The sequence below is a fragment of the Mycobacterium sp. FW102-FHT13B02 genome (assembly GCF_058790275.1).
On the sequence record NZ_JBYTCM010000012.1, the window covers coordinates 73,860 to 98,992 of the forward strand.

The 25,133-nt window shown below is 66.0% G+C and carries 26 protein-coding genes and 2 tRNA genes; 11 read left to right on the plus strand and 17 right to left on the minus strand.

Going from position 1 to position 25,133, the window contains the following annotated elements:
• Positions 1–99: 99 nt before the first annotated feature.
• The 4 genes from AC3WTE_RS20205 to AC3WTE_RS20220 form a co-directional block, all read right to left on the minus strand.
• Complete coding sequence (locus AC3WTE_RS20205) at positions 100–2,178, minus strand: FUSC family protein (protein WP_492440323.1); 2,079 nt, start codon at positions 2,176–2,178, stop codon at positions 100–102.
• A 178-nt stretch (positions 2,179–2,356) separates the two neighbouring features.
• Positions 2,357–3,508 carry a fatty acid desaturase family protein gene (locus tag AC3WTE_RS20210; RefSeq protein ID WP_492440325.1) on the minus strand — a complete coding sequence of 384 codons (1,152 nt, stop codon included), beginning with the start codon at positions 3,506–3,508 and terminating at the stop codon, positions 2,357–2,359.
• 16 nt (positions 3,509–3,524) lie between these two features.
• Positions 3,525–4,616, minus strand: coding sequence for a ferredoxin reductase (locus AC3WTE_RS20215; RefSeq protein ID WP_492440327.1), 1,092 nt, complete (start codon positions 4,614–4,616; stop codon positions 3,525–3,527).
• A gap of 264 nt (positions 4,617–4,880) precedes the next feature.
• Positions 4,881–4,954, minus strand: a tRNA-Ile gene (locus tag AC3WTE_RS20220).
• A 96-nt stretch (positions 4,955–5,050) separates the two neighbouring features.
• Between AC3WTE_RS20220 and AC3WTE_RS20225 the strand changes: the two genes are divergently transcribed.
• The gene (locus tag AC3WTE_RS20225; protein WP_492440329.1) at positions 5,051–5,854 is read left to right on the plus strand and encodes an acyl-CoA thioesterase; all 804 of its coding nucleotides are present in this window, start codon (positions 5,051–5,053) and stop codon (positions 5,852–5,854) included.
• A gap of 59 nt (positions 5,855–5,913) precedes the next feature.
• Here AC3WTE_RS20225 and AC3WTE_RS20230 read toward each other — a convergent pair whose 3' ends face one another.
• The 3 genes from AC3WTE_RS20230 to AC3WTE_RS20240 all read right to left on the minus strand — a co-directional run bounded on the left by AC3WTE_RS20230 (position 5,914) and on the right by AC3WTE_RS20240 (position 8,289).
• Positions 5,914–6,648: an SDR family NAD(P)-dependent oxidoreductase gene (locus tag AC3WTE_RS20230; RefSeq protein WP_492440330.1), complete on the minus strand. Its 735-nt coding sequence runs from the start codon at positions 6,646–6,648 to the stop codon at positions 5,914–5,916.
• Positions 6,635–7,534 (minus strand): TIGR03619 family F420-dependent LLM class oxidoreductase, encoded by a 900-nt coding sequence (locus tag AC3WTE_RS20235; RefSeq protein ID WP_492440332.1) that lies wholly within the window; start codon positions 7,532–7,534, stop codon positions 6,635–6,637. The genes AC3WTE_RS20230 and AC3WTE_RS20235 overlap by 14 nt, the downstream gene beginning before the upstream one ends.
• 131 nt (positions 7,535–7,665) lie before the next feature.
• On the minus strand, positions 7,666–8,289 hold the full coding sequence (locus AC3WTE_RS20240) for an NADPH-dependent F420 reductase (RefSeq protein WP_492440334.1): 624 nt from the start codon (positions 8,287–8,289) through the stop codon (positions 7,666–7,668).
• 94 nt (positions 8,290–8,383) lie between these two features.
• Here AC3WTE_RS20240 and AC3WTE_RS20245 point away from each other — a divergent pair, with 94 nt between their 5' ends.
• Complete coding sequence (locus AC3WTE_RS20245) at positions 8,384–8,866, plus strand: MarR family winged helix-turn-helix transcriptional regulator (protein ID WP_492440335.1); 483 nt, start codon at positions 8,384–8,386, stop codon at positions 8,864–8,866.
• Positions 8,867–8,874: 8 nt separating this feature from the next.
• Here AC3WTE_RS20245 and AC3WTE_RS20250 read toward each other — a convergent pair whose 3' ends face one another.
• Complete coding sequence (locus AC3WTE_RS20250; protein ID WP_492440472.1) at positions 8,875–9,717, minus strand: carboxymuconolactone decarboxylase family protein; 843 nt, start codon at positions 9,715–9,717, stop codon at positions 8,875–8,877.
• A 14-nt stretch (positions 9,718–9,731) separates the two neighbouring features.
• On the opposite strand from AC3WTE_RS20250, the gene AC3WTE_RS20255 reads away from it, so the two are divergent.
• A complete protein-coding gene (locus tag AC3WTE_RS20255; RefSeq protein WP_492440337.1) occupies positions 9,732–10,757 on the plus strand; it encodes a threonine aldolase family protein in 1,026 nt (341 codons plus the stop codon).
• Here AC3WTE_RS20255 and AC3WTE_RS20260 read toward each other — a convergent pair.
• Both AC3WTE_RS20260 and AC3WTE_RS20265 read right to left on the minus strand, forming a co-directional pair.
• Positions 10,741–12,111, minus strand: a complete 1,371-nt coding sequence (locus tag AC3WTE_RS20260; protein ID WP_492440339.1) for a metallopeptidase TldD-related protein — start codon at positions 12,109–12,111, stop codon at positions 10,741–10,743. The genes AC3WTE_RS20255 and AC3WTE_RS20260 overlap by 17 nt on opposite strands.
• On the minus strand, positions 12,111–13,628 hold the full coding sequence (locus AC3WTE_RS20265; RefSeq protein ID WP_492440341.1) for a TldD/PmbA family protein: 1,518 nt from the start codon (positions 13,626–13,628) through the stop codon (positions 12,111–12,113). Before AC3WTE_RS20265 ends, AC3WTE_RS20260 begins: the two co-directional genes overlap by 1 nt.
• A 38-nt stretch (positions 13,629–13,666) precedes the next feature.
• On the opposite strand from AC3WTE_RS20265, the gene AC3WTE_RS20270 reads away from it, so the two are divergent.
• Genes AC3WTE_RS20270 through AC3WTE_RS20280 form a run of 3 tightly spaced genes read left to right on the plus strand, consistent with a single transcriptional unit; the run spans position 13,667 to position 16,684 of the window.
• Positions 13,667–14,539, plus strand: a complete 873-nt coding sequence (locus AC3WTE_RS20270) for a carbohydrate ABC transporter permease (RefSeq protein ID WP_492440343.1) — start codon at positions 13,667–13,669, stop codon at positions 14,537–14,539.
• Positions 14,526–15,365, plus strand: a complete 840-nt coding sequence (locus tag AC3WTE_RS20275; RefSeq protein WP_492440345.1) for a carbohydrate ABC transporter permease — start codon at positions 14,526–14,528, stop codon at positions 15,363–15,365. Before AC3WTE_RS20270 ends, AC3WTE_RS20275 begins: the two co-directional genes overlap by 14 nt.
• The gene (locus AC3WTE_RS20280) at positions 15,362–16,684 is read left to right on the plus strand and encodes an ABC transporter substrate-binding protein (protein WP_492440347.1); all 1,323 of its coding nucleotides are present in this window, start codon (positions 15,362–15,364) and stop codon (positions 16,682–16,684) included. The genes AC3WTE_RS20275 and AC3WTE_RS20280 overlap by 4 nt, the downstream gene beginning before the upstream one ends.
• Here AC3WTE_RS20280 and AC3WTE_RS20285 read toward each other — a convergent pair.
• Both AC3WTE_RS20285 and AC3WTE_RS20290 read right to left on the minus strand, forming a co-directional pair.
• On the minus strand, positions 16,681–17,517 hold the full coding sequence (locus AC3WTE_RS20285) for a CbiQ family ECF transporter T component (RefSeq protein WP_492440349.1): 837 nt from the start codon (positions 17,515–17,517) through the stop codon (positions 16,681–16,683). The genes AC3WTE_RS20280 and AC3WTE_RS20285 overlap by 4 nt on opposite strands.
• Positions 17,514–19,541 (minus strand): ABC transporter ATP-binding protein, encoded by a 2,028-nt coding sequence (locus AC3WTE_RS20290; RefSeq protein WP_492440351.1) that lies wholly within the window; start codon positions 19,539–19,541, stop codon positions 17,514–17,516. Before AC3WTE_RS20290 ends, AC3WTE_RS20285 begins: the two co-directional genes overlap by 4 nt.
• A gap of 99 nt (positions 19,542–19,640) precedes the next feature.
• Here AC3WTE_RS20290 and AC3WTE_RS20295 point away from each other — a divergent pair, with 99 nt between their 5' ends.
• A complete protein-coding gene (locus AC3WTE_RS20295; RefSeq protein WP_459369170.1) occupies positions 19,641–20,084 on the plus strand; it encodes a MarR family winged helix-turn-helix transcriptional regulator in 444 nt (147 codons plus the stop codon).
• A 3-nt stretch (positions 20,085–20,087) separates the two neighbouring features.
• On the opposite strand, the gene AC3WTE_RS20300 is transcribed toward AC3WTE_RS20295, so the two are convergent.
• Complete coding sequence (locus AC3WTE_RS20300) at positions 20,088–20,588, minus strand: LppP/LprE family lipoprotein (RefSeq protein ID WP_492440353.1); 501 nt, start codon at positions 20,586–20,588, stop codon at positions 20,088–20,090.
• 287 nt (positions 20,589–20,875) lie between these two features.
• On the opposite strand from AC3WTE_RS20300, the gene AC3WTE_RS20305 reads away from it, so the two are divergent.
• From AC3WTE_RS20305 to AC3WTE_RS20315, 3 genes are all read left to right on the plus strand, one after another.
• The gene (locus AC3WTE_RS20305) at positions 20,876–22,360 is read left to right on the plus strand and encodes a cellulase family glycosylhydrolase (protein WP_492440354.1); all 1,485 of its coding nucleotides are present in this window, start codon (positions 20,876–20,878) and stop codon (positions 22,358–22,360) included.
• Between the two features lie 87 nt (positions 22,361–22,447).
• Positions 22,448–22,843, plus strand: coding sequence for a hypothetical protein (locus AC3WTE_RS20310; protein WP_492440356.1), 396 nt, complete (start codon positions 22,448–22,450; stop codon positions 22,841–22,843).
• A gap of 24 nt (positions 22,844–22,867) precedes the next feature.
• Positions 22,868–23,365 carry a GNAT family N-acetyltransferase gene (locus tag AC3WTE_RS20315; protein ID WP_492440358.1) on the plus strand — a complete coding sequence of 166 codons (498 nt, stop codon included), beginning with the start codon at positions 22,868–22,870 and terminating at the stop codon, positions 23,363–23,365.
• Here AC3WTE_RS20315 and AC3WTE_RS20320 read toward each other — a convergent pair.
• The 3 genes from AC3WTE_RS20320 to AC3WTE_RS20330 form a co-directional block, all read right to left on the minus strand.
• On the minus strand, positions 23,352–23,831 hold the full coding sequence (locus AC3WTE_RS20320) for a PRC-barrel domain-containing protein (RefSeq protein WP_492440360.1): 480 nt from the start codon (positions 23,829–23,831) through the stop codon (positions 23,352–23,354). The two genes, AC3WTE_RS20315 and AC3WTE_RS20320, sit on opposite strands and share 14 nt — an antisense overlap.
• A gap of 40 nt (positions 23,832–23,871) precedes the next feature.
• Entirely contained in the window at positions 23,872–24,099 is a 228-nt protein-coding gene (locus AC3WTE_RS20325) for a hypothetical protein (RefSeq protein ID WP_492440362.1), read from the minus strand.
• A gap of 183 nt (positions 24,100–24,282) precedes the next feature.
• Positions 24,283–24,355: transfer RNA gene (locus tag AC3WTE_RS20330), tRNA-Asn, on the minus strand.
• Between the two features lie 158 nt (positions 24,356–24,513).
• On the opposite strand from AC3WTE_RS20330, the gene AC3WTE_RS20335 reads away from it, so the two are divergent.
• Positions 24,514–24,756 (plus strand): hypothetical protein, encoded by a 243-nt coding sequence (locus AC3WTE_RS20335; RefSeq protein ID WP_459369164.1) that lies wholly within the window; start codon positions 24,514–24,516, stop codon positions 24,754–24,756.
• Between the two features lie 48 nt (positions 24,757–24,804).
• Here AC3WTE_RS20335 and AC3WTE_RS20340 read toward each other — a convergent pair whose 3' ends face one another.
• Positions 24,805–25,086 (minus strand): DUF7155 family protein, encoded by a 282-nt coding sequence (locus tag AC3WTE_RS20340; protein WP_492440364.1) that lies wholly within the window; start codon positions 25,084–25,086, stop codon positions 24,805–24,807.
• Between the last annotated feature and the right edge of the window lie 47 nt (positions 25,087–25,133).

Consider the following 25,133-nt stretch of genomic DNA (forward strand, 5'->3'; position numbering starts at 1 on the left):
AACCACCACAGCGGTCCTAGCCAGACCCGGAAACCGTCGAGATAGCCAGAGCAGGTCAGGAATTCACCATCCTGACCCGCTCTCTGCGGACCTCCGGCTTCACACCCGCGTGGTGACTTCGGTGAGCGCGCGATCCAGCATGTTCAGCGACCGGACCGCCGCGCGTACCGGACCGGGCCGCATCTCCGGCATCCCGATGTCGAAAGCGGCTATCTCACTTCGCTTTTCCCCGTCATCCAGATCGCCGCCGGCAACCAGTTTCCGCACCCGCGCCAGTGCATCACAGGTCCGTGCCACGGCTTGCTCCAGCGCGTCGGCTGCACCTTCGGGAACCGGGCCGCCATGTGACGCGGTCACTCCCGCGCGAGCCAACGCGTGAGCGGAGCGGTTGGCGATCTGTAATCCGCGCATCAGCCGCCGGACCCCATGCCGCAGTTCCGAAAGTGGGCCCATCTGTAGCGGTTTGCCGGCAGCAATTGCCGCCTTCAAGGCATTGTCCATCCGACGGGTATCCGCTACGAGATCGCTGGCATCGTCGGGCATCAGCACCTCGGCCACCGCGGCGTTGATGACCTTCTCCATCTGCCCCAGGTAGTCGTCGACCTTGTCGACGAACGTGGCGCGCGTCTTGGTCGAGAAGATGAAGTACGCCGAGGCGATGCCTACCAGACCGCCTGCGGCTGTTTCCGCGATCCGCACCTCCAGCACCTGGAGGCTGAAATTGCCCAGAAGTCCGTACAGCATCGCCAAAAGCACGGTCACGAAGAACGTCAACCAGAAATAAGCGACGGTCACCAGATAGAACGCGAAGAACACGCACACCAGAAGGACGGTGATCTGCACGGGCGGGTTCCGCCCGATGACGGCGGCCAGCACCACGCCCGCCATGACCCCGACCACCGTGCCGACGATGCGGTGTCCCGCGCGGGTGAGAATCTCACCGCGCGTCGTGACGCCGGTGAAGACCAAGAATGCCGTCAGCACCGCCCAGTACCACCGGTCAGGTGAGATGAGCTCACCCAGAACGGTTGCCGCGCTTGTCGCCACGGCGACCTGAATCGCGGCTTTGGTGCTGGGGTTCAGTCCAGTCGGCGCTTCCTCGCCGTCGTCCCCGTCTTCCCGGTGGGCTCCGGCTTCGGCGATATCCTCGTCGCTGAGACCTCGGGCGTTGGTGGTGATGTGGTGAATTGCCAAGTGCGCCTGCATCGCCCGGTAAGCGGTCACGGTCGCGACGCCGGCGGAGGTCGACAAGTCCGCCTGGTCCGCTGCCGCGGCACCCATGCGTCGGGCCTGCCGGAGTTGTTCGACGGTGGGATTGTTCATCAGACAGATCTGCAGCGCTGCGACCGCGTCCCGCAGACCGTCGGGCCACGGCTGATCCTGGTCGAGCCACCACAGGAACGACGCGGCCTGCTCCAGCATGATCTGCGCCTCGAATACGCGCAGCGCCAGATCCTTGCTGGTGACGCTCAGCGAGTTCGCCGCCTCATGTCGATCCAGCCAGTCATCGATCAGCAACGCCGTCTCACCGAGCTCATCGAGTCGACGGCGCAATACCTCGACCTCAACCACGCCGCGCTGGTTGACCGCCACGTCCAAGGCGGCCGTCGAGGCGGCGCGCAACGCGGACAGCAGACGCCGGGCCTCGACGCGCGGCCGCTCCGGGAACAGCAGCATGTGCACCAGCAGTGAGGACGTGATCCCGACAGCGACGGCGACCGCCAGCACCGGCAGCTGATGCAGCGGAGTGCGCAGGAACAGCGCGAAGAAATAGGAGATGAAAGCGACCATCCCCAGCGCATTCCCCCGGGGCCCGTACCGCCGCACCCATACCGCGGCGAACAGGACGGCGATGAAGCCGACGTCGGCGATCTTCCCGTGCGGGCCCAAGAATGCGGCGAGCGCGATGGCGCCGATCGCCGGGAAGACCAGCAGGCCCGTGGTGATATTGCGGCTGCGCTGATCGCGGTCTTTGACAGCGGCGGACGCCTGCATGGCCACCACGGCGCCGAGCATCGCGACGGTGACCGGCTGCCCTGCCACCCGAGTGAATGCCAGCATCACGCCGATCGCCAGCATCAGCGAGAAGGTGGTCGCTGCCGCACTGCGCAGCCGGATCCGGCCCGGGTCGGCTGCGGTCAGAACACTCGCTCTATTCACCGCCGCCGATAACTGCACAGGTCAATTCTGCGGCATCGGGCTGTGTCGGCTGATGCACGTCCTCTCATCAGCTCCCCGGCTTACCTGAGGTCGATGTTCCCGTGAACGGCGATCCAGTAGTACCGGAGTGCCACCCGTTCCGCTACCGACCGAGAAAGTGCCAGTGTCAGCGGCGGGTTTCCTGACCGAGAGGCAGTCAGACCGCAACCAGTGGGCGGGTGATCCGGTCGTCGTCGACCGGCTTGTAGGGACCGGGCTTGGGCGCGGGCTTGCCGCCGGGAAAAGCGAGCCGGACGATCGTTCGCTGGACGCTGCCGAATTGCTTACCCAGCCGACCGGTGTTGTAGGGCAGCCCGTAGCGCTCGCAGATGTCTTTGACCTTGGGCGCGATCTCCGCGTACCGACTCGACGGCATGTCGGGGAAGAGGTGATGCTCCACCTGGTAACCCAGATTCCCCGACAGCACGTGGAAGACAGGCGAGCCGTCGATGTTGGCTGCCGACAGCAGCTGGCGTAGGTAGAAGCCGCCTCGACTCTCGTTTTCGACTTCTTCCTCGCTGAACGTGTACGTCTGATCAGGGAAGTGTCCGCAGAAGATGATCGCGTAGGACCAGATATTGCGAATCAGGTTGGCCGTGAAGTTTGCCTTCAGGGTGCGCTTGAAACCCTTCGGCCCGGACAGTGCCGGGAATGCGATGTAGTCCTTGACGATCTGGCGCCAGCCCTTGTAACCGATGCCGCGCAACTCTTTTCGCAACTGCTCTTTGCTCTTGGTGCCGCTGCGAATGGCCTCGGCGTCGAGATCGTGCAGGGCGACGCCCCATTCGAAGAACCCGGCGAGGATCAGGTTGTAGAAGGGTTGCAGCAGATAGATCGGATGCCAGTTCTGGTGCGGATCGATCCGCATGATCTCGTAGCCCAGGTCTTTGTCCTTGCCCCGGATGTTTGTGTACGTGTGGTGGACGTAGTTGTGAGAGTGCTTCCACGCGTCGGCAGGCGACGCGGTATCCCAGTCCCACGTGGCCGAGTTGATACGCGGATCCTGCATCCAATCCCATTGGCCGTGCAGCACGTTGTGACCGATCTCCATGTTTTCGAGAATCTTTGCGATCGCGAGCACGGCCGTGCCGAGCAACCACGCCGGCCGGTAGCGGGAGCCGAGCAAGATCGCCCGTGAGAGCAGCGCCAGCTCACGATGCAGCGCGATGATGCTGCGGATGTAGTGGGCGTCGCGGTCGCCGAGGCTGTCGAACACCTCGTCGTGGATGGCATCGAACTCCCTGCCGATCGCCTCGATCTCACTTGGTGTGAGTCGTGCCAACGGACTCTCGATCATCGAGTTGCTCATCGTGTCGGAAACCTTTCTAGAGGTCGATCTTGACGGGTCCGTACGCGCAGTTGATGCACGTACGGATCTCCACGCCGGCATGGGTCAGTTCGCCTGTGCGCAGGTCACGCACCGATCCCGCGGCCAGCTTGCCGGTACACGTGTGACATATCCCCATGCGGCAGCCGTACGGCAGATCCAGGCCTTCTTCTTCGCCGGCCACGAGAATCGGCGTCGTTCCGTCGCAGTCGGCGGTGGCCCCGGACCGGGTGAACTCGATGGTGCCGCCGCGCCCATTGACGGCGAGGCTCACGTAATGCTCGAACGATTCCACGTGCAGCCGCCCGGACAGGCTCGCGTCGGCGAAGTGCTCTCTCAGCGCCTCGAGCATCGCCCCAGGGCCACACGCGTAGGTCTCCCGTTCCCGCCAATCCGGGCACGCCTCGTCGAGATGCTCGGGCAGCAGGCGTCCCGCTGTGCTGGTCTCGCGCAGACTGTATCGATAGCTGCCGTAGCGGTCATTGAGCCCGGCGAGGTCCCCGGCGAAGATCGCCTCGGCCGCCGTCCGCGCGGAATGGACGTGAACGACGTCCGGCACCTCCCCACGGCGGTCGAGCGCTCGCAGCATGGCCATGACTGGGGTGACACCACTACCCGCCGTGAGAAACAGCAACTTTCGTGGCGGCGGGTCGGGAAGCGTGAACTCACCCTCCACTTCACCCAAGGTGACCACCGAGCCCGGCGCCTGAGTCGAGTTCAAGAAGCGCGACACGACACCATCCGCCGTTTGCTTGACGGTGATCGTCAGCTGGCCGTCGGGCCGGGCCGCGTCGCTGCTGAGCGAATATGCTCGCCAGTGCCGTTTGCCCTGGATATCGAAGCCGATACGGAGGTACTGCCCGGGGACATGCCCGCGCCAGCGGAAACCCGGTGTGATGAACACGGTCACGCTGTCATCGGTTTCGCGATGCACTCGCTCTATCCGGCCGCGTAGCTCCTCGGTGGACCAGAGTGGGGTGATCAGTTCCAGATAGTCGTCGAGCTTCAACGGCCAGGTGAAGTACTCCATACCGCGCAACACGATCCGCGCCACGCGCGGCATCTGGACCTGTGTCCCACGTTCCGGCATGTGGCCGCCTCTCCGCACCTACGCTGGCTGCGGATGACTACCCTGACGGCCGGGCGCCCAAACGGTCGCACTGCTCACATTTTTCCGCGTCCCGTTCCGGAACCGCCAACACGTCTCAGTACCGCTGTGCGACCACGCTCAACTCCCTCATTCAGGGAGCTTCAACGATCAACCGAAGCAGCTGTCAAGCATCCGCCGAAACACTGTCGGGCATCATCCGACATAGAAATTCCAGCCATCGGCCGACGTAATAGAGGACTTGAGTAGGGCGGGCGGGGCTCGAACCCGCGACCAAGGGATTATGAGTCCCCGGCTCTAACCAACTGAGCTACCGCCCCATTGCGAGGATCGCGGCCACTATGGTCGCACGCCGTCCGGTGACGACACGCCACGGGCCGACTCGACGCCTACCGACGCCAGGCATCATGTTGAGCGTGACCGGCACCTTCTCGTTCGATAGAGCCTTGGAACTGCTGCCCGTCGATGCCGACCGCATGCGTGGCAGGACGCAGCCAGACTGGGCGAACATGGTCGGACCCTTCGGCGGGATCACCGCAGCGGCACTATTGCACACGGTCGAGCTGCGGCCGGACCGCATCGGCGAACCGCTCGCGCTCACCGTCAACTTCGCGGCACCCATCGCCGACGGCGAATTCGACATCTCGCTCAAAGCTGCCCGAACTAATCGCACCAACCAGCACTGGATCGCCGAGCTCAGTCAGGACGGCAATATCAAGTCCACGGCCACCATGGTTTTCGGCATCCGCCGCGACACGTGGTCGGACGACGAGTCGCGGATGCCGAGCGTGCCGGCACCCGAAGGGCTCACCATCAGCGGTCCTCCCCTGCCGTGGGTGAGCCAATACGACACGCGGTATGTCGAAAACCCCTTCCCCGGAGAGGATTCCGGACCCAGCGAGTCATCGAGGACGACGCTGTGGGTACGTGACGCGAACCAGCGCGGCCTCGACTTCGCCGCCCTCGCTGCGATGTCCGACATCTTCTATCCCCGGGTGTTCCTGCGGCGCGGCGGATTCTTCCCCGCCGGGACCATCTCGCTGACCACGTACTTCCACGCCAACGGACAAGAGCTCGAAAGCATTGGGGGTGACTACGTGTTGGGCAGCGCCCACGCAAACCGCTTCTCCGATGGGTACTTCGACCAGAGCGCACATGTGTGGGCCCGCGACGGCGCATTGCTCGCCAGCACCCATCAGATCGTGTACTTCAAGGGCTGAAATTCCTTGCGCCACGCAACCGGCCATCGACGCCGCTCTTTCACTTACCGGTGGGCATTTCAGACTGCCGCCGTGCCACCGTCGACCATCAACCCCACACCGTTGACGTAGCTTGAGTCGTCCGAGGCGAGGAACAGTGCGACCGTTGCGATCTCCTCAGAGCTGCCCATCTTGCCTCGAGGGATCAGCGCCTCGAACTGTGCTCTCGTTTCTTCGTCGAACAACCGCCCTTGGATGGGCGTGGCGATCTGGCCCGGTGTCAGCACGTTGACCCGAATCCTCCGGTCCTTCAACTCGGACAACCACACGCGGGCGTAGGCCTGCAGTACCGCTTTGCTGCCCGCGTACACACTCCAGGCCGGAAAGCCTTTGACCGATGCCATCGAGCCGGTCATGAAGATCGAGCCGCCGTCGTTGACCAGTGGGAGTGCCTTCTGCACCGTGAAGAGTGTGCCCCGCGCATTCAGGCCGAAAGTGGCATCGAAGTGCTCCTCGGTGATCTCGCCGAGCCCCCGCGCCTCGCCGGTACCGGCGCTCGTCCACAGCACGTCTATGGCGCCCTTTTCCTGCTTCACTGCGTCGAACAATCGGTCCAGATCATCGAGATTTGATGAATCAGCTTGCACACCAGTCACATTCCGACCGATCAGCGCCACAGCTTCGTCCAGTGCGTCCTGCCGCCGACCCGAGATGAAGACGTGAGCTCCTTCTTCCACGAACAACTTGGCACCGGCCAGCGCCATACCACTCGATCCCCCGGTAATGACCGCTACTTTTCCGTCAAGCTTGCCCATGATTCCTCCAGCGATCGATTACCTCGCTCGCGAAGTCGAGCGTCTGGTCAAGGGTCGGGAACGCCGCGAAGGCATCCACGAACGCCTCGTCAGTACCCAACGCGGCGAAACGTTCAAGATTCCGAGCGACCGAGTCCGCGGACGTACCCGGTTCGAGGTTCACCCGCATGGCAGTCTTCAGGGCATCGGGATCGCGACCGGCGTCCTGCGCCGCGCGGCGCGCAATCGACCACAGGTGGTCGGTGGCCTCGCCCTGCAGCCCGTCAACGCCGAGCCAGCCGGTGCCGCTGCGACCGACCCGGCGCATCGCGGCCTCGCTGACACCGCCGATCCAGATGGGCGGACCGCCGAACTGCACCGGACGCAGGTCGGCATGAACCGGAGGCAGCGAAAAGAACTCGCTGTCCCAGGACACCGGGGTGGTCGTCCACCACTCGTGCAGGAACGCCAACAGGTCGTCGACCATCCGCCCACGGCGGCGCCAGTCCGCGCCACGGGCGATGTCGAGTTCGTCCTTCATCCACCCGACTCCCACGCCAACGTCCAGGCGGCCATCGCTGAGCACGTCGAGCGTGGTCAGCAGCCGGGCCAGGTGTACCGGGTCGTAGTAGAACGTGCTCAGCGTGCTGGAGTTCAGCCGCATCCGCGTGGTCGCCGTTGCGGCGACCGTCCACAGCAGTACCGGATCGAGGTAACGCTTCATCTCCGGCGGATACGGCTGTTCCTTGCCCGGATAGGTGCTGTGCATATCAACAGGTGTGACCAGTCGGTCGCCGACCCACAGCGTGTCGTAGCCCAGGTCCTCTAGTCCGCTGCAAAACGCGCTCAGGCCACTGGCGCTGGTCACTGCGGGTCCGACGATGGGAATTGCGAAACCAAGCTTCATCGCGAAAGTCCTCTCCCGGCAGGCAACCGCCTGCCGGCACTCGTATCTGACATATCCGCTATTTTGTTGATATATCAACCATTTCAAAGAGCCACGACACCCCGCCCATCGACGGTTCGACAGGGTGCGGCTCAGCCGGGCACGGCGGCGCCGAGAGCGAAGTCGAAGTTCCCCACCCCGTGGCGCGCGAGGCCCATCATGACCAGGCCCGCCCCTTCCAGCCAATGCGCCATCTGCAAGCCGCCGACGTCCAGTGGGCGCAGGCCGAGGCTCGCGATGAACTCCGCAAAATCCGACTTGACCTGGGTATCGTCGCCGGCGAAGAAGACGTCCAGCGGTCGACCCTTGGCGAGGACCACCCCAAAGACGGTGTTGAACGCTTTCACCACGCTCGCACTGGCCGGGGCCGCCTTGGCGACTTCCTGCGCGACCGAGGTGCCATCGGGGATGGCGAGCCCGTCGGCTGCAGAGTTGAACGGGTTGCTGATGTCGACGATGACCTTGCCCGCGAGGGCATCGCCATATAGCGCGACGACCGGAACGACATCGGCGTACAACACCGACACGATCACAATGTCCCCGGTGGGGACGGCACCGTACTCACCCACCGTGGCGTTGCCGCCGAGAATTCTGGCCAGATCAGCGGCTTTCGCCTGATCGCGGCCCATGACCTCGACGCTGTTACCGCCCGCTACCGCCAGCGCGCCGATGGCGCGGGCCATGTTTCCGGTGCCAATAATGCTGATGCTGCTCATGAGGTGTCCTATCTGGATTTACGATGAAAAAAGGTTGACTCCTCCACCATAGACCAGGTTGGTTGATGCATCAACCAACCAAGCTTGGAGACCGATGGAACCGAACTGGCTGAGCCCTCGCGAAGACCGCGCCTGGCGGGCCTTCGTACACGCGCATCATCAGCTCGAGGTGCACTTGAACCGGCGCCTGCAGGGATGCGGCCTGTCCGGGGCCGACTACGAAGTGCTGGCGGTGCTTTCGAGCCAGGACGGCGACCGCATGCCCGCCCACGCCCTGTCCAACACCCTGGACTGGGAGAAAAGCCGTGTCTCCCACCAAGTTCGGCGCATGGAGAAGGACGGACTGATCAGCCGCGAACCCAACCCCGACGACGCCCGCAGCACCATCGTCCGCTTGCTGCCGGCCGGCCGCGCCGCCATCGAGAAGGCGGCCCCCAGGCACGTGGCGGACGTTCGACAGAACTTCGTCGACCTGTTCAGCCCCGCCGAGCTCGACATGCTCGCGGCGCTCAACGAACGAGTCCTGCAGCACCTGGCCAAAGACGATGACACGTCCGCAGAACGCGAACTCTCGTAGCCTTCGTCCTAGGAGAAAACCGGCTGCCCGTCGGCCCCGAGCAGATAGCGCTCGGTGCCCTCGGCGACCCGCGGTGCGTCACCGCCCAGCGCGACTGCGATCTTGTTGATGGCGTTGCGCATGACATCCAACGTGATCTCCGTGGCCTCGGCGTCGGAGAAGTGCGCCCGCACGCCCGCGGCCACCTCGGCAGGAATCCGCGCCGGCGTCCAGACCAGGGCGTCGACGTAACGCAGCGCCGCCTTCTGCCGCTCGTCCAGCAGCGACGACGACTCGTACAGCTCGATCTCGGAGTACATCGACTCGTTGCCGCCCGCATCCAGCGCCGTACCCTCGCGCAGCGACTTGCACAGCCGGCAGTTGTGCGCAGCAGCGCCGCGCAGTCGCACCACCTCGGTCGTCACCGGGTCCAGCTCGCGGCGCGCCCCGACGGAACTGGCGAACCGGTTGAGCAGCAGGTCCACCGGATCGGTCTGACCATCCCAGCCGTCGGGATCCACCAACCGCGGCAGGCCCAGCGCCGCGAACCCGGCCCGCACCCGCGGCACGAAGTCGGCGACGAACATCAGCGTCACGACGCGAAAGCTGTTGGCGCCCAGCACCGATGTGAGCTGCCCGCGCTGGGACGAGGTCACCGCCGACACGTCGGTGGCGAATTGCTCGGCGAACTCAGCCACCAGGGGCTCGGCGTCGGACACGGGCCCGAACACCTCTTCATAGGGCAACGGCGCAAGGCCCAACGTCTCGGCACACGTCTGCCGCATCGCCGCGTTGAGCCGGCGATCAGCAGGCGGCGACAATGCAATCAGGGACGTCAGTAGCTCCTCCACACTCCGGATTATTGCCGCGATGAGACCATCGACGCATGGGTTCGACCGTCTCGGCCGCATTCGCCTCCGACAACGCTGCTGGTGCTCACCCACGGGTGATAGCGGCCATCGTCGGCGCCAACCAGGGCCCGGTGGGCTCCTACGGCACCGACCCCAGCACAGAACGCGCAGCGCAGGCCCTCAGAGAGGCCTTCGAGGCGCCCGACGCCGACGTGCTGTTCGCGCTGACCGGCACCGCGGCCAACATCATCGCGCTGGCCTCCGCAGTGCAGCCGTGGCAGGAGATTCTGTGCAGCGATGTCGCGCATGCGTTGCTCGATGAAGCCGGCGGGCCCGTGCGCCTGTCCGGCGCGCAGCTGACTCCCCTGCCCAGCGATGACGGCCTGATCGCGCCACAGGCTCTTGACCGGCACCTCGCCCGCCGCGGCGAGGTCCACCATTCCCAGCCCCGCATTGTGACCATCACCCAATCCACCGAGAACGGCCGCGTCTGGTCACCCGGCGCGCTGACGGATTTCATCGACTACGCCCACCAGCACGATTTGTTGGTGCACGTCGACGGCTCCCGGATCGCCAACGCCGTTGCCGCCCTTGATGTCGATCCGCACGATGCCATCGGCGACGCCGACATCGTCACCGTCGGCGGCACCAAGAACGGCTTGCTGTTCGGTGACGCCGTGCTGGTCCGCCGGCCTGCACACTTCCCCGGAATTCGCTTCGTGCAGAAGCAGATCGGCCACCTGGCGAGCAAACACCGCTTCGTCTCGGCGCAGTTCGAGGCGATGCTGTGCGACGGCCTGTGGTTGCAGACCGCAGCCCACGCCAACCGCATGGCCGCAATCTTGAGCGCCGGGATGACGGCAGCAGGCTTGCGACTGGCCGCACCGACCGAGGCCAACGAGGTGTTCGTCGTCCTCGACGCCACCACCACCGCGCGGGTCCGCCAGTATTTCGCCGTTCACGCTCCCGACCCGCTACGACCGATCGTTCGGTTCGTGTGCTCCTGGGCTACCACAGAGGACGACGTTGCCGCGGTACTGAAAGTTATTGCGCCTGACTGACCGACGACATGTGAAAGTCCGGAATCCGGAGCGACGGCATTTGTGCCCTCGTGGCCCAATCGCCCCACTCGCGAGGCAGCGTGGTTTCGCTGACGCCGGCTTCGGTAGCCCGGCGCAGCAGGTCCAGCGGACTCTCGTTGAACCGGAAGTTGTTGACCGCCGCCGTCACCTCGCCGTCTTCGATGAGGTAGACGCCGTCGCGGGTCAGGCCGGTCAGCAGCAGCACCGTCGGATCGACTTCACGCATGTACCAGAGCGTGGTCAGCAGCAGGCCGCGTTCGGTTCCGGCGATCATGTCGGCCAGGCTCACAGCGCCACCTGTCATCAGTAGGTTGTCGGCAGGCACGGCCACGGGTGCGTCGAATTCCGCTGCGGCGGCACGCGGATAGGCCAGCGCATTCACCACGCCATCACGAATCCAGTCAACGCGGCCGATGTCGAGGCCGTTGTCGAACACCGACACCCGCTCCGACGAACTCGATGTCGCGACGAACGGCAGGCAATCCAGCCCTGGCGCAAAGGGATCCGAGTACAGCGTCAGGCCGAGATCGGTCAGCTTCTCCCCCACCCGAGTGCCACCCGGTGCCGACAGCGCGGTCCGTCCCTCCTGGGCACCGCGGCCGTCCATGCTCCAGCCGAGGTAGATCATCATGTCGGCGACGGTCGACGGCGGCATCAGCGTCTCGTACCGACCGGCGGGCAAATCCACCGTGCGCGCCGCCCACCCCAACCGCAGACCCAGGTCGTCGAGCATGGAATCGATTGGCACGTCGGCGAAATCAGCGGTGCTGACCCCGGCCCAGGCACTGGCGCTGTCACGTTTGGCGTTGATCTCCACCGAGCCGGTCGGTTGGGTGAACCGTCGCCGGATGCCACCCGACGTGGCCAGATAGGTGGTGTCGAGTTCATGCCGGGCAAAGCCGTACAACGCATCACTGCGGTGGAAACCGTCGACGAGCCGTGCGGCGATGTTGCCGAACACGCCGGCACCGGTCAGCGGCGACGGCGCCTCCCAGTCGTCGGGCACCTCCTGACCGGTCAGTGCCGGTGCGCTGTCGCGAGCCTCGGGCGCGGCCTGTGCCGCGTCCTGCGACGCCGCGACCAGGCCGGCGATGGTGTCCGGATCGACCTCACTGGATTTCATCGCGCCAACCCGGGCCTTATCTCCTTGGCGGACAATCGAAATGACGGTGGTCTCACGACTCACCGACTCACCGTTGGTGGTCATGGTGTTTCGGGCCCAGCGCAGCGATGCGGTGGACCGGTCCGTCACGAGGACGATGGTCTCGTCGGCTCGACCCCGGCGGGCGGCCTCGGCCAGAACCAGGTCGACAACCTGCGGTGCACTGATCATCAACGCCCCGATTCAGTTCGTGTGTTGAGCACATTGATTCCGCGGAACAGCGCGGACGGGCAGCCGTGGCTGACGGCGGCCACTTGGCCGGGCTGGGCCTTGCCGCAGTTGAAGGCCCCGCCGAGGCGCCAGGTCGACTCTCCGCCTACGGCTTCCATCGACCCCCAGAAGTCGGTGGTAGTTGCCTGATACGCGACATCGCGCAGCTGGCCATCCAGCTTGCCGTCGCGAATTTTGAAGAACCGCTGACCGGTGAACTGGAAGTTGTACCGCTGCATGTCGATTGACCACGATTTGTCGCCGACGATGTAGATGCCGTCTTCGACACGGCTGATCAGGTCATCGGTGCTCAGATCCTCGGCACCCGGCTGCAGCGAGACGTTGGCCATCCGCTGGATCGGGACGTGATGCGGTGAATCCGCGTACGAGCAGCCGTTGGAACGGGCCACCCCCAGCTTCGGCGCGAACACCCGGTCCAATTGGTACCCGACGAAGACGCCGTCGCGCACCAGGTCCCAGCTCTGCGCGCGGACGCCTTCGTCGTCGAATCCGATGGTCGCCAGGCCGTGTTCGACGGTGCGGTCGGCAGTGACATTCATGATGGACGACCCGTACCGCATGGTGCCGAGCTTGTCCGGAGTGGCGAACGATGTTCCGGCATAGGCGGCTTCGTAGCCGATGGCCCGGTCGTATTCGGTGGCGTGGCCGATGGACTCGTGGATGGTCAGCCACAGATTGGTCGGGTCGATCACCAGATCGGTGCGGCCCGCAATCACGCTCGGCGCCTTCACCTTTTCAGCCAACAACGATGGCAACTCGGCCAATTCGGTTGTCCAGTCCCACACCTCGTCACCCGCCACGGCTTCCCACCCGCGAGCGGTCGGCGGCGCCAGGGTCCGCATCGTTTCGAAGGCCCCGGCTGCGACATCTACGGCGACGGCCTCGAGCATCGGCTGCACCAGCACCCGCTGTTGCGTGATCGACGAACCGAAGGCATCGGCGTAGAACACCTGCTCCTTCACTGCCTGCAGACCCGCCGAGACGTGGTCCACTCCGTCGGCCGCGAGCAATCGGCCCGAGTACTCGCCCAGCAGCGCGATCTTGTCGGCGGCGGTGACGTCGAACGGGTCGACGCGATACGGCGATACCCACGACACCTCGGCATACACGGGCTCCGGGGCCAACTCGATGCGTTCGGCATTCAGCGGCGCCAACGCCACCGCGACTTGCACCGCGCGCCGGGCGGTCTCGGCCGCCACCTCGGGGTTCAGCTCGGCGTGCGACGCAAAACCCCAGGTGCCGTCCACGATGACCCGGACCGCGAGACCGATCTCGCGGGTCACCACCGAGGTCTCCAGCTCGCCGTCACGCAGCTGAATGTGCTCGGTGGTGATCCGGTGCACCCGGAGGTCGGCGTAGCTCGCGCCAGCGGCCAGCGCGGCTGACACCGCGGACTCGGCCAGCAAATGGCGCGGCAAGGCCAGGAAGTCGGCGTCAACCCGTCGCAGCGCAGTCACGGCTACACCGTAGTAGCACCACACGCTTTAATGATCCGGTGGCACGCCGCAGGTTTCGGGATACCCTGACCGGCTACGCGCTGCTCGCTCCCAGCCTGTTCGGCGTCGTCATGTTCCTGCTGCTCCCCATGCTGGTGGTCGGTTGGCTGAGCCTGCAGCGGTGGGACCTCTTGGGCCCCATCCGGTTCATCGGGCTCGACAACTGGCATGGCGTGCTGACCGACCCGACGTTCGGCCGCTCGATGGCGGTGACCTTCGGTTTCATCGCGCTGGTGGTGCCCATTCAAACCGCCCTGGGACTGGGGGCGGCCATGCTGTTGGCCCGCGGACTGCCGGGCACCGGGTTCTTCCGCACGCTCTATGTCCTGCCGTGGATCTGCTCGCCGCTGGCGATCGCGGTGTTGTGGCGCTGGATTCTCAGCCCCACCGACGGCGCCGTCAGCACGGTTCTCGGGCACCGCATCGAATGGCTGACCGACCCGACGTTGGCCCTACCGCTGGTTTCTGCGGTCACAGTGTGGACCAACGTCGGCTACGTGACGCTGTTCTTCCTCGCGGGAATCCTCGCCATCCCGGGCGACGTTCACGACGCGGCCCGAATCGACGGCGCGACGGCCTGGCAACGGTTCCGCCGCATCACCCTACCGATGCTGCGGCCGACGCTGTTCTTCGTCCTGGTGACGGGAATCGTCAGTGCGGCGCAGGTTTTCGACACCGTCTACGCGTTGACCGGCGGCGGCCCCGAGGGCCGCACGGATCTGATCGCGCACCGCATCTACGCCGAGGCATTCGGTTCGGCAGCGGTCGGTCGCGCCGCGGTGATGGCGCTGATTCTGTTCGTCCTGCTGCTCGGCGTCACGCTGGTCCAGCACCTCTACTTCCGCCGACGGGTCAGCTATGACCTCACGTAACGCCCCATGGTTCTCGCCGGCTCGGCCGGCGGCCATCTACGCAGTACTTGCCCTCGCCGCCGCGATCACGCTGGTGCCATTCGTTCTGGGCCTGCTGACATCGTTCACCTCGGCCCGCCAGTTCAACACGGAATCGCCGCTGTCAGTGCCGAATCCGCCGACACTGTCCAACTACACCGCGCTGGCCGATGCCGGCTTCGGCCGGGCCGCGCTGGTGACCGCCCTGATGACCGCGGTGATCCTGTTGGGCCAGCTGACCTTTTCGGTGACCGCCGCCTATGCCTTTGCCCGGCTGGAATTTCCGGGGCGGGACGCCCTGTTCTGGCTGTACCTGGCGACGCTGATGGTGCCGGCGACGGTCACCGTGGTGCCGCTGTACCTGATGATGGCCGAGGCCGGACTTCGTAACACGTTCTGGGCGTTGGTGCTGCCATATACGTTCGGCTCGCCCTACGCGATTTTCCTGCTGCGCGAGTACTTCCGGTCCATCCCGGCCGACCTCATCCGCGCCGCCCGCATCGACGGCGCCGGCACCCTGGACGTCATCGTGCACGTGGTGCTGCCGGCCAGCCGGTCGATCCTCGTCACGCTGGGCCTGATCACCGTTGTCTCGCAATGGAACAGCTTCATGTGGCCGCTGGTGATCACCAGCGGCTCCTCGTGGCGCGTGCTGACCGTCGCCACCGCCGGGCTGCAGTCCCAGTTCGACGCCCAGTGGACCGTGGTGCTGGCGGCAACAACCGTCGCGATCGTGCCGCTGATCCTGCTGTTCAGTCTGCTGGGCAGGCACATCGTCCGCTCGATCGTCGTCACCGGTATGAAATGAAGTTCTCGACCCGCTTCGTGACTGCCCTGGCCGCCGCCGTGGCAGTGCTGCTGGTGGCCGCCGTGCTCATGGGCCGGACGCAGGACGCCGGAAAAGCCATTGTCACAGTGCGGCTATGGGACGCCCAGGTTGCGGCCGCATACCGCGCCTCGTTCGCGGAATTCACCCGCCGGCACCCCGACATCGAGGTCCGGGTGGACGTCGTCGCGTACGCGTCGTATTTCGATTCGCTGCGGACCGATGTCGCGGGCGGCGGCGCCGACGACATCTTCTGGCTGTCCAATGCCTACCTGGCCGGCTACGCGGACACCGACCGGCTCCTGGACGTCGGAAAACTGTTGGGCCCTGGCGCCTCCGACGCCTGGGACGGTTCGGTGAACCAGCAGTTCACCCGCAACGGAACCTTGTGGGCGGTGCCGCAACTGACCGACGGTGGCATCGCGGTGTACTACAACGCCGATCTGCTGGCGACCACCGGAATCGACCCGGCCGAGCTGGACACGCTGCACTGGTCCCCCGGCCCCGATGACACCCTGCGTCCGCTGCTGGCCCGACTGACGCTGGACCAGCACGGAAACCACGCCGGAACGCCGGGATTCGACGCCGGGCAGGTGCGGCAATGGGGCTACAACGCCGCGAACGATCTACAGGGGATCTACCTCAACTACATCGGCTCGGCCGGCGGCACGTTCAGCGAAGGCGACCGGTTCGCGTTCGACAACCCCGGTGCACGGGAGGCATTCGAGTATGTGGTCAGCCTGATCAATACCGACCACGTGTCCCCGTCAGCGGCCGACACCAACGGCAATGGCGGCTTCTCCCGCAACCAGTTCCTGCAGGGCCGCATGGCACTGTTCCAGTCGGGCACCTACAACCTCGCTGCCATCGCCGACCAAGCGCGCTTCCGTTGGGGCGTCGCGATGTTGCCCAGCGGCCCGGCCGGCCGCGTCAGCGTCACCAACGGGATTGCCGCCGCCGCGAATTCGGCCACCCGCCATCCCGACGCCGTGCGTGCGGTGCTGGCGTGGATGGGCAGCACCGACGGAAACGCGTTCCTGGGCACCAAAGGAGCAGCGGTGCCCGCGGTACTCGGTGCCCAGCCGGTCTACTTCGACTACTGGAAACGGCGCGGGATCAACGTTCTGCCCTTCTTTCAAGTGCTGGACGGCCCTCGTCTCCCAGCCCCGGGCGGCGCGGGCTTCCCGGCCGGCTTCGTCGCCATCAGGCCGTTTTTCGACGAGATGTTCCTGGGCCGCGCGCCGGTCGCGGCGACCCTGGCCGCCGCGCAGCGGGCTGCCAACGCCGCCGCCGATCGCTAAAGCCGGTGGGTGGCCAGCGGGGTCGCCACCTCGACCCACACCGACAACACACACATCGCGACCACCAGCAGCAGCGCCACCGCGTCTGCCCATCCCGGCCGCGCCGGACTCGCGACGATCTGACCCACCCCACCGCGCGCGGTGATGGCGTCGCCCATCTCGTCGCCGCGGCGCAGCGCCACCGTGATCGCGGCCGCCAGCAGGTCGACGATCTCGGCGCGACGTTGCCGCCGGCGCTCCCGGCGGGTTGCGGGCCGCACCTTGGGTCGCAACCGACGGGCCGCGAACAGCACGCGGTACTCGTCGATCAGCATCGGGAACGCGCGCAAAGCCAAGGCCAGCGTGACGGCCCACTCGTCGACCGGGATCCGCAGCCACTTCAGCGGGCGGCCCAAAGTGGCCACAGCAGGAGCGATTTCGGCGACGTTGGTGGTCCAGGAGACCAGGCCGCCCAAGCCCAGCAGAACGAGGGACAGCACGGTGATTCGCAGGAAGTTCAGGAAGCCGCCCAGCCCCAGATGCACCGACGCGATGTCGAGGAACGGCTCGCCGCCGGCCAGCGCCGCCGTGCCGCCGCCGACCAACATCAGCACCCACACCAGGCGCGGCACCGACGGCAGCACGGTGCGCGGAATGCGCGCCAGCCACGCCGTGAGCATCACCAGCAGCGCGACCAGGCCAATGGGCACCCAGCCCGGATACATGGTCAGGACCACGCCGAACAGCCCCACCACGATGAGTTTGGTGCCGGCCCACAGTTCGTGGGCCGGCGACGTGCCGGGCACGGGACGCAGCAGCACCATGGACCGGCGCTGGGTCGCGGGAGCGGTCATGATCGTCCTCCCGCAGTGATCGGAGCTTCAGCGAGTTCGCCGCGATGCAGCCGCAGGATGCGCGGGCACAGTTCATCGAGCCCGGCGAAGTCGTGCGAGATGACGACGACCGTCAGCCCGGTGGTGCGGCGCAATTCGGCGAGCAGCGTCACCAGACCGCGCTGGCTGGCAGCATCGAGCCCGGCCAGCGGTTCGTCCAGGATCAAGGCCCGCGGACGGCGAGACAGCAACCCCGCCAGCACCACCCGGCGCATCTGGCCTCCGCTGAGCTGATCGATCCGCCGGTCGGCCAGCTCCGGGCCCAGCCCGACCATCGCGAGGGCTTCCCTGATGCGAGCGGTGTCCCGCCGCGAGAATCCGGCCGCCGAGGCGATTTCGGGGCCCACGCGCGACCGCATCAACTGCAGCCGCGCCGCCTGGAACGAAATGGCCACGGCACCAACCTGATCGGATACCGGCTTGCCGTCGAGCAGACAGCTGCCAGTGGTCGGCACGGTGAGTCCGGCCAGAATCCAGGCCAGCGTCGACTTGCCGGAGCCGTTGAGCCCGTGGATCAGCACGCCCTCACCCTCGTGGACGGTGAAACTGATGTCACGCAATGCCGTTGATTCCCAGGGCGTTCCGCTGCCGTACTGATGGCCGACGCCCCGGACCTCGAACACCGCCGGGCCGCCGGGTTCGATGCCGGGCGCCACGATCGGCACCGGCGCGGTGGCGACCATCTCGATGTTGTCGCTCGCGCCATCGAGTCGCACCACCCGGTCGGCCGAGTCCGCTTCGTCGTTGTAATGCGTGATGTGCACCAGTGACGTCCGGTGGTGCCGCGTCAGATCGGACAGCACTGAGAGCAGCACGTCGCGGCCCTCCTGGTCGACCATGCTGGTGACTTCGTCGGCGATCAGCAGTGCCGGCTCACGGGCCAGGGCGGCCGCGACCGCCAAGCGCTGCAGCTCGCCGCCGGACAGCCCGCCCGTGTCCCGGTCGGCCATACCACTCAGACCGACCTCACCCAGCAGCCGTTCGACGTCGGTGGTAGTCCCCGACGGCAGGCCCCAGACCACGTCGTCGGCCACTCGAGTGCCGAGCACCTGACTCTCCGGATGCTGCATCACCACGGCGGTGCCACCGGCCCGGCCGAGCCCCACCGCACCCGGTCGGTCGATGGTGCCGGCGGTCGGTGCGCGGCCCGCGAGCATGAGCATGAGCGTGGTCTTGCCCGATCCATTGGCACCGGTGACGGCGACGTGCTCACCGGCGTTGATGTCCATGCTCACCGGCCCGAGCGCATCACGATTGGTACCCGGGTACCGGAATCGGATGTCGCGCAGCCGGGCCGGGACCGGCGCCACCGGACCGGTGGATTCGACGGTGTCGAGCTTGTGGACGTCGGGAATGCCGAACAGCCGCTTCAAGACTCGCGACAGCGCCCACCAGCCCAGCAGCGTGACGACCACGATGTGCAGGATCATCGAGAACATCACCGGCACCGGCCAATAGTGCAGGAAGGTGGCGAACCCGGTGCGCAGATCCTCGGCCGCGCGCTCGCCGCCGGGCACCGCAGCGACAATGTTGGCGATTCCGTTGATGTTCGAGGTCATCGACGCGAAGATCAGCTCCCGCAGCCGCCCCACCAACAGCAGAATGCCGATGACATAGGCGCCGAACGCCACTCCCGCCACCACCGAGGCCCACAGCACCGTGAAGATGCCACGGCCCGTCCGTTTGACGATGCCCGTCAGGCCACCGATGTAGGCGCAGAACACCACTGTCATCAAGCCGCCCATCCCGGCGATCAGGAACGCGATGGTGCTGCCGGCGACGGCCGCGGCCACCAGCACCCGAAGCCGGTAGCGGTAAGCGAGCAGCCCCATCGGGACCGTGCCCAACATGCCGAGGCCCGCGGCGAACGGGACGACGACGGCAATGATGGCGGTGGCCGCGCTCAGCGCCGCCATCACAGCGGCCTGGGCGTACTCGCCCGGATTGAGGGGACCGGCCTTGTCTCGGGTGCCGGCAGCAGTCATTGCACAATTCTGCCAGGCGTTTTGACGAGTAAACTCAACAGCGTTGTGACCGTCACCACTCGCGGCGGTTGTTCGACTACATAGAGAATCTATGAAACCATGTTGAACATGACAGCTGCACCGGCGACCGAAACAACTCTCGCCTCGGATCTCCTCGCCGTCGTTGCACGCATCAACCGCTTGGCCAATCAGCGCGTCCGGCTCTCGTTGCCGTTCGCCCAGGCTCGACTGCTCGCCACCATCGAAGGCGAAGGCAGCGCCCGCATCTCCGACCTCGCCGCGATCGACCACTGTTCGCAGCCGACCATGACGACCCAGGTCCGTCGGCTCGAGGACGCCGGGCTGGTGTCCCGCACCGTCGACCCCGACGACGCTCGCGCCGTGCTCATCAGCATCACCCCGCAGGGTGTCGCGGCCCTGGCTCAGGTCCGCGCCGACCGCGGCAAGGCCATCGACCCGTTCCTGGCCGAACTCGACAACTCCGACCGAGAAACCCTGGCGGCCGCCGTCGGAATCATGCGCGGCCTACTCGCCGCACACTGACGGTTACGGCCCGGGGATCGGATCCAGCGCCTTGAGCGCACCACCGTCGACGGTGAACCGCACGCTGCCGATACCCGTGGGCATTCCCGGCTGATCCTTGGCCTGCTGCCACTGGTACTGAACCGTCACGCTGTCCGGAGCACTCGCCGTCACGGTGATGTACGGCCGCGCGTCGGCGGTCGGCGTACCGAGCATCGTGTTCTTGTTGAAGAACACCACCTGTTGCGGGCTGTCCGGCGTCGAGTTGTTCTGGCCGACCTGCACCCAGTACAGCGCACAATTCGCGGTGTGGCCGCTGCCCATCTGCGTCCACTTGCCCGACGGCGGTGCCGGCAACGCGTAGATGGACGCTGTCACGACGTTCTGCGCCGGCCCGTCAGCGGGCGTGCACTTGTCGGCCTGCGGGGCGGGATCCGGGCCTTTCGGACTCCAGCCACACCCGGCAGTGAGCAGGGCCGCCCCCGCGAGCAGGACAAACGCTGACGTGTAACTGATGGGCCGCATGAGGTCAGCCTACGTGCCTGCGCACCAAGCCTTTTGAGATCGGCATGGTTTGCCCGGTCGATCCGCGGGGCACTCAGACATTGTCTTTGCCGCCCGGTTGGAGTTAGCCGGGCGCGAAATCCATTGCGACTAGGGGAAATTCGATGTGGCGCAGGCAGAAGAGAGGTCAATCCAAGAGGCCGGTGGTCAAGACCGCTGTGACGGCGGCAATCTCGACGGCATTGCCAGTCGGGGTTGCAGGTTTATTATTTGCGAGCGCAGGCACCGGTCCCGGACCGGTGCCTTACATGTTGTCTGCAGCGATCACCGACTCCAACACGACGGTCGGATTCGCCGATTCGGACATCATCGGGATGTCGACGGCCGACATCAACAAGACACTCGACGAAATGCAGTCGCTGGGCGTCCAGAACGTCCGGATCCTGATCCCCTGGAACAACGTCGAGCCCGCACAGGGCTATTGGAACTGGAGCACCGTCGACACCCTGGTGAACGCTGCCGCCGCTCGCAACATGGGCATTCTCGGCGTGCTCAACGCCACGCCGGCGTGGGCCGTACCAGCGGGTGATCCAGCCGTGGCCACGCCGCCGGCGGACAACGCGCAGTATGCGCAGTATGCCAGCGCAGTAGCGCAGCGCTACGCCGGCAAGGTATCGGCCTACGAGGTATGGAACGAGCCCAACGCGGCACCCTCCTGGTACCCGACACCCGATCCGGCGGCGTACACCAAGCTGCTGCAGGCGGCGTACCCGGCGATCAAAGCCGCGGATCCGAACGCGAAAGTGATCGGAGGCGTCGTCGGCTGGGTCACCGACACCCCTGGCCTGGCTATCAACGCGGCGTCATACATCCAGGACATGTATGACAACGGAGCTCAGGGGTATTTCGACGCGCTGTCGTTCCACCCGTACCAGTACCAGGTGCCCTTCGGAAACGGCACACCGTACGGGCCGATGGCGCCCATCAACCAGCTGGCGACGATCCATCAGGAGATGGTCGCGGCAGGTGACGGCAGCAAGCAGATCTGGGCCACCGAATACGGCGAGCCGACCTCTGTCGTCGACGAGGCCACGCAGGCCTCGTTCATCTCCAACTTCATCAACTCGTGGAGCAGCTTCAACTACACCGGGCCGGTGTTCATCTACACCACCCGTGACCGCAACACCGGCAGCACCAGCGATCAGGACACTCTCGGTGTCTTCCGAACAGATTGGACGCCCAAGGCCGCTGCCAACGTCATCGCGCAATGGACTGCGACGCATCCGCAGACACCGGTCGATCCGCCGGCTCCCACCGCGGTCCCGGTGACCGCCCTCACGACACTGAGTGCCACCACCAAAACCCTTGCCGACCAGACGCTGTCGACAACGAAGGCCGTCTCCAGCGATAGCATGCCGGCGGCGAAGACTGCGGGCACGACGGCGACCGCGGACGCTTCAACAACACCGGTCTTGCCCGCGGCGGTGTCCGTCACGGCAACGCCAGCCACTCCGGCGACTCCCGCGGCCCCCGCCACTCCGGCAACGCCGGCCACACGGGCAATCCCGGCCACGCCCGCAACGCCTGCGACCCCGGCAACGCTGGCATCTCCAAAAGCGTTGGCGCCCAACGCTTCGGTGACCGATACCGACACCGCGGCACCGGCAGCGTCCACCAAGGTGAAGCCACCGAAACAGGACTCCAAGGCAACGTCGGCTCCGACAAACTCCGGTCCGAAGAACACCGGGCCGAGGAGCGCCGGATCCAAGAAACCCGGATCGAAGAACAAGTAACCAGATCGGCACATCCGGGGCGGCGCGCAAGCACCGCTCCGGATAGCTGCGCGTTTGGTGGCGCCATGGCAGGGGTAATCAATGGCCATGTCAATCACGGTCGGTGGTGGACCGCCAGAGTACGACGGTGATTTGCCCGGAGGCGTCGCTGGGCTGTACGGCGGCGGGACGTGGCCGGCCTCGGGTAACAAGGCACAACGTCGCGTCCTGGCCCTTGCCGTCGGCGTCCTCGTTGGGTTGCAACGGCGGCGTTGGCAAGACGCCGCCGTGGAATTGATCGGCGTCGCCCACGACTCGGACATGTCGCCCTACGTGCTGGCCGAGGCATTGGTCGAGCTGTCCGGTGGGCATTCCCTGCGGCTAGCGGGCGGGTCCCGTCCCGACGCGGTACGCACCGCCCTCAAGCATTGGGGCGACTTACTCGATCCCGTTCCGGCGGACGGTGAGGAAGAACCGGGCCCGGAACAACTTCTTACTTGGTGAGGTCACCGATCCTGTCAGTACCCTGTGAACGTGACCACCCCTCATCGCTTCGCGCTCCGCCCCTGCCATGGCCCCACGGAATGGCCTGAACTGGTGCGCATCTGGCGAAGCGCGGTCGAAGCGACACACGACTTCCTGACCGTCGATGACATCGACTTCTACGAACGCCGGCTGGCCGAGGAGTACTTGAAGCTGGTCGAGGTGACCGTGGCGGACTCCGATGGCGTGCCCGTCGGATTCGCGGGCGTCGCAGACGGGAGCCTGGAGATGTTGTTCATCGACCAGCAGCATCGTGGCCGCGGCGTGGGATCGGTCTTGCTGGCCGACGCGATGGCCAAGAACCCGGGCCTGGTTGTCGACGTGAACGAGCAAAATTCACAAGCCGTCGGTTTTTACCATCGCCACGGCTTCGTCACCTTGAGCCGCTCGGAAACCGACGGCGACGGACGCCCCTTTCCGATCCTGCACCTCGGGCCTGCCGAGTCCGCTGCCGAGCCCGGCTCACACCTCACGGTTCTCTGAGCGGGTCATCGCAGTCATCAGAAAGCGACTCCGGCTCAGCGGTGCGCGCGGCGGTGTTCGCTGCCGTGCCGCCGATTCCCGCCGCCGCGGCAGCGGCATCCAGCAGGCGTTTGCCCGAGGTTGAAGACAGCGACTGGACTGCGTCCAGCCCGGTTGTCTGCTCCGCAGACATTCCGTAATGCTTGCGCAACCCGGCCTCCTCTGCCGGCGTGACGTGACCCGCACCGTCGATCGACGGAGCACACTTGACGATGTCTTTCGCGACTGCCAATCGCACCGAACCGTCGTCACCGTCTCGCACGCCGGCCAACGGGACCAGCGGCTCCGAGATGCCTAACAATCCGAGATGAACCGACACCCATCTCGGTTGTCCGCTCTGATCGAGGTACACCTGGTGAATCTTGCCGATCCTGGCTCCCGACAGGTCATAAGCAGTCGCGCCCACCAGCTGACCGACGTCCGACATCGATTTGGTCCCCTATTCTCCACCGCGCTCCTGCGCGGGATCAGGCGTGCCGACCGTGCGAATGGTGATGCTCGCCGAGCAACATGCCCGACAGCAACCACACGGCGCCGAATGTCGCAGCAGCCAGCGAAACGATCATCGCCACTGCGCCGAACGTCAAATATCCGGCCACCATCGCGACGGCACCGACGACCAGTGCCACGAAACTCGTGCCGATGGTCACCAGGCCCGGCACCATGGCGCCAGTCGAGGGAGGCGATTCATTCATATATTGCGGGTACCCCTGAGCGCCGCCACCAAAACGCTGCGCGCGTGCCGAGCGTGGGGCTCTCCGAGACGACACGCCGGGCAGCGCCACGGCAAGCCCCACGCTCGGCGCAGAACCCGCACCGGTGGCAGCACCCGCCGTCAAAACGCAAAATGACCAGCACTTTCGTGCTGGTCACCGTTGCTCCCCCGATTGGACTCGAACCAATAACCGCCCGATTAACAGTCGGGAGCTCTGCCAATTGAGCTACAGGGGATTGTGCTCAGGCCCTGGGCGCGTGTCCCTGAACCGAGGCATGACTCTAGCGCATGACTGCGCGGATCTTTGAATCGGCTGGTAGCCGCCGGTCGGGCCAGACGCATCGGCGATCGTGAGGCAGGATGGAGCCAAGCACCGTCATCAGGGAGGGGTCCAGTGATCCGAGCCGTCGCCGTCATGGCCGTTGGCTATGTTCTGGGAGCCAAGGCAGGCCGTCGCCGTTACGAGCAGATCGCCGGCACTTACCGCGCCATCACCGAGAGCCCGAAGACCAAGGCGATGCTGGATGCGGGCCGGCGCAGGCTGGCCGACAAGGTGTCACCGGACCCGAACATGGTGCGGTTGACCGCCATCGATTCGCAGACCACGGTGCTGCATCCGGAGTCCATTCACGACTGACCGGCAGGCCTGACGACTGCCCCCGGGCGGCTGCCGGTTCGAGAACCGTCAGCCGAGCGGCTGGTTCCAGCTCTGGCCCGGCAGCAGCGGACCGCTGCTGACGCCGGCGCTGGGACCCCAGACGCCCCACGGCGTGCCGACGTTCACGGGCTGCCCATTGGACCGGCCCATGCAGTTGCCGTCTTCTTTGTTGCCGAACCAGGCGAGGCACCCGCCGTCCGCCGTCGACTGCGAGGCCGGGGCGCTGCTCAGCGCGACGATGACCGGGGCAGCCACTGCGGTGGCCACGTGCGCTGCTGCGGCGAAGAGCCGGGTTGCCCGAATGGTCATGGTGAGCTCTCCCCTACGGTCGGTTCTGCCCCACCATATCGCGCACG

Coding starts and splice junctions, on each gene's coding strand:
- AC3WTE_RS20210 (WP_492440325.1), bottom strand. CDS start 3,508: ATGAGCAACTCGATGATCGAGAGTCCGTTGGCACGACTCACACCAAGT.
- AC3WTE_RS20215 (WP_492440327.1), bottom strand. CDS start 4,616: ATGCCGGAACGTGGGACACAGGTCCAGATGCCGCGCGTGGCGCGGATC.
- AC3WTE_RS20230 (WP_492440330.1), bottom strand. CDS start 6,648: ATGGGCAAGCTTGACGGAAAAGTAGCGGTCATTACCGGGGGATCGAGT.
- AC3WTE_RS20235 (WP_492440332.1), bottom strand. CDS start 7,534: ATGAAGCTTGGTTTCGCAATTCCCATCGTCGGACCCGCAGTGACCAGC.
- AC3WTE_RS20240 (WP_492440334.1), bottom strand. CDS start 8,289: ATGAGCAGCATCAGCATTATTGGCACCGGAAACATGGCCCGCGCCATC.
- AC3WTE_RS20245 (WP_492440335.1), top strand. CDS start 8,384: ATGGAACCGAACTGGCTGAGCCCTCGCGAAGACCGCGCCTGGCGGGCC.
- AC3WTE_RS20255 (WP_492440337.1), top strand. CDS start 9,732: ATGGGTTCGACCGTCTCGGCCGCATTCGCCTCCGACAACGCTGCTGGT.
- AC3WTE_RS20260 (WP_492440339.1), bottom strand. CDS start 12,111: ATGATCAGTGCACCGCAGGTTGTCGACCTGGTTCTGGCCGAGGCCGCC.
- AC3WTE_RS20275 (WP_492440345.1), top strand. CDS start 14,526: ATGACCTCACGTAACGCCCCATGGTTCTCGCCGGCTCGGCCGGCGGCC.
- AC3WTE_RS20280 (WP_492440347.1), top strand. CDS start 15,362: ATGAAGTTCTCGACCCGCTTCGTGACTGCCCTGGCCGCCGCCGTGGCA.
- AC3WTE_RS20285 (WP_492440349.1), bottom strand. CDS start 17,517: ATGACCGCTCCCGCGACCCAGCGCCGGTCCATGGTGCTGCTGCGTCCC.
- AC3WTE_RS20290 (WP_492440351.1), bottom strand. CDS start 19,541: ATGACTGCTGCCGGCACCCGAGACAAGGCCGGTCCCCTCAATCCGGGC.
- AC3WTE_RS20295 (WP_459369170.1), top strand. CDS start 19,641: ATGTTGAACATGACAGCTGCACCGGCGACCGAAACAACTCTCGCCTCG.
- AC3WTE_RS20300 (WP_492440353.1), bottom strand. CDS start 20,588: ATGCGGCCCATCAGTTACACGTCAGCGTTTGTCCTGCTCGCGGGGGCG.
- AC3WTE_RS20305 (WP_492440354.1), top strand. CDS start 20,876: ATGTTGTCTGCAGCGATCACCGACTCCAACACGACGGTCGGATTCGCC.
- AC3WTE_RS20310 (WP_492440356.1), top strand. CDS start 22,448: ATGTCAATCACGGTCGGTGGTGGACCGCCAGAGTACGACGGTGATTTG.
- AC3WTE_RS20320 (WP_492440360.1), bottom strand. CDS start 23,831: ATGTCGGACGTCGGTCAGCTGGTGGGCGCGACTGCTTATGACCTGTCG.
- AC3WTE_RS20325 (WP_492440362.1), bottom strand. CDS start 24,099: ATGAATGAATCGCCTCCCTCGACTGGCGCCATGGTGCCGGGCCTGGTG.
- AC3WTE_RS20340 (WP_492440364.1), bottom strand. CDS start 25,086: ATGACCATTCGGGCAACCCGGCTCTTCGCCGCAGCAGCGCACGTGGCC.